The 2,193-nt window shown below is 70.0% G+C and carries 2 protein-coding genes and 1 pseudogene; 1 reads left to right on the top strand and 2 read right to left on the bottom strand.

Translation table 11 applies throughout. The features are described 5' to 3' along the window. Together GZ64_RS0100030 and GZ64_RS0100025 are read right to left on the bottom strand one after the other, a co-directional pair. Window positions 1–197: pseudogene (locus GZ64_RS0100030) on the bottom strand (hypothetical protein); the annotation flags it as partial. 140 nt (window positions 198–337) lie between these two features. Then, window positions 338–1,660 carry an MATE family efflux transporter gene (locus GZ64_RS0100025; protein ID WP_021198243.1) on the bottom strand — a complete coding sequence of 441 codons (1,323 nt, stop codon included), beginning with the start codon at window positions 1,658–1,660 and terminating at the stop codon, window positions 338–340. A 106-nt stretch (window positions 1,661–1,766) separates the two neighbouring features. On the opposite strand from GZ64_RS0100025, the gene GZ64_RS18835 reads away from it, so the two are divergent. After that, window positions 1,767–2,193, top strand: a 427-nt coding sequence (locus GZ64_RS18835; protein WP_081859619.1) for a J-domain-containing protein, incomplete at its 3' end; no start/stop codon positions are given.

Here is a 2,193-nt window from a genome sequence, read left to right as displayed (position 1 = left end):
CCCATCTCTGTCCGCACGCTCGCGAACTCGTTTCGCATCTCGGTCCGCACGCTCGCGAACTCGTTCCGCATCTCCGTGCGCACGCCGTCGAACCCGTTCTGCATCGTGCGCAGGAACATCGTCGAGATCAGTGTGATGGTGCCGAACATCCCCGCGGCGAAGACGCCGATCAGTGTCCAGACCTGTGGTTCGGTCATCCCCAGCATCCCTTCAGTGTCCCCCGATCATCGTCGAGGGCGCCAGGGGCAGGCGACGTAGTATTCCGCGGATTCCAGCGGTTGTGAAGAAGTCGCGATCGTCGATGTCCGTGCAGGAACAGCCGGACGCGGCGGCGGCGTCAGACAGTGGCCGAAAGCCAGCGACCGGACCGCACCCGCCACCCCAGGGTGCCGAGGCGTGCGAGCAGGTAGACGCCGAAGAAGGCGACCGCGAGCCAGACGAGACCGGCGGTGCCATCGACCCCGGTGGCGGCGACGATCCAGAGCGCGGGCAGGAACGGCACCAGGTTCAGACCACCGGCGATCGCCAGGTATCGGGCGTCGTTCGCGCCCATCAGCACGCCGTCGAGCACGAAGACGACGCCGGCGATCGGCTGGGCCACGGCGAGCACGAGCAGTGCCGGCTGCACGAGCGCTGCGATCTCCGCCGATCCGGTGAAGACGATGCCGAGCACGCCCGAGAGCGCGGCGATCAGCCCGCCGACGGCCACGCCGAACCAGGCGCCCCACGCGACGGTGCGGGCCAGCACACGGTGCACCTGCTGCTCGTCCCCGGCTCCGAGCTCCTTGCCGATGAGGGCCTGGGCCGCGATCGCGAGTGCATCGAGGGCGAAGGCGGCCGCGGAGAAGATCGTGAAGACGATCTGCCACCCGGCCAGCTCGTCGGTGCCGATGCCGGTGGCGACGCCGACGGTCGCGAGCAGTGCGACGCGCAGGCTCACGGTGCGCAGGAACAGCCAGCCGCCCGACGTCGCGGTGTTGCGCATGCCTGCGCCCTGTGCGCGCAGCGAGGCGCTGTGCCGGGTGGCGAGGCGGCGCACCACCAGCACGTAGGCGGCGACCATTCCCCACTGCGCGGTCACGGTGCCCGCCGCAGAACCCGCGATGCCCCAGCCGAGTCCGTAGATGAACAGCCAGTTGAGCAGGGCGTTGGCCCCGAATCCGAGCCCCGCGATCCACAGCGGCGTCATCGTGTCCTGCATGCCGCGCAGCAGACCGGTCGCGGCGAACACGATGAGCATCGCCGGCAAGCCCCACATCGAGATCACGAGGTACTCGTTCGCCTGCGCGGAAACGGCTTCGCTCGCCCCGAACAGCGAGACCAACCAGGGGGAGGACACGGCGCCGATCACCGCGAGCACGGCGCCGAGCCCGAGCGCCAGCCACATGCCGTTGACGCCGACGGAGACGGCCTCGCCGGGCTGTCCCGCCCCGAAGCGGCGAGCGACCGCCGGGGTCGTCGAGTAGGCCAGGAACACCATCAGTCCGACGATCGTCTGGAGTACAGCCCCCGCGATGCCGAGCCCGGCGAGCGGAGTGGTCCCGAGATGCCCGACGAGCGCGGCATCCACGATCAGGAAGGCGGGCTCCGCGATCAGTGCGCCGAGCGCGGGGACGGCGAGCCGCAGGATCTCTCGATTGAGGGAGGCGCGCGCGGTCATCCTCCGAGCCTATGACCTGGGGCCGACCTCACCGGCTGCGGCCCCGATCCGGGCGGTGGCGGTCGTCGTAGGGTGGAGGGGAGCTCGGATGCCACGGAGGTGCATCATGACGGATCCCAGAGAAGCGGCCGCACGATATCTCGCGAGCAGACAGCACGGCGAGAGCGTGGACGGCGACGAGGAGTCGGGCACGCCGCCCGGGATCGCCGCGGCGGTCGATCGTGCCGCATTCATCGAGACGGCCATCCAGGTGGCGATCCGCCGGGGGGAGTTCGACGACCTTCCCGGTGCGGGCAAGCCTCTCGAAGGACTCGGCACCCATCACGACCCGGATTGGTGGATCCGTCGCAAGATCGAGACCGAGAACCTCACCGGTCTCGGTCCGCCGGCGATCCTGCTGCGCACCGAGGATCGGGAGCTGGACGATCAGCTCGACCTGCTGGGGCGCGAGTCCGATGTGCGCGACGTCCTCGAGGACTTCAATCGGCGAGTACGGGAAGCGCGCCGCCAGCTGCAGGGCGGCCCGCCCGTGG

The sequence above is a fragment of the Microbacterium sp. Cr-K32 genome, from assembly GCF_000708345.1.
In the GTDB taxonomy this organism is placed as follows: Bacteria; Actinomycetota; Actinomycetes; order Actinomycetales; family Microbacteriaceae; genus Microbacterium; species Microbacterium maritypicum_A.
This window is presented reverse-complemented; position numbering and strand designations above follow the sequence as displayed.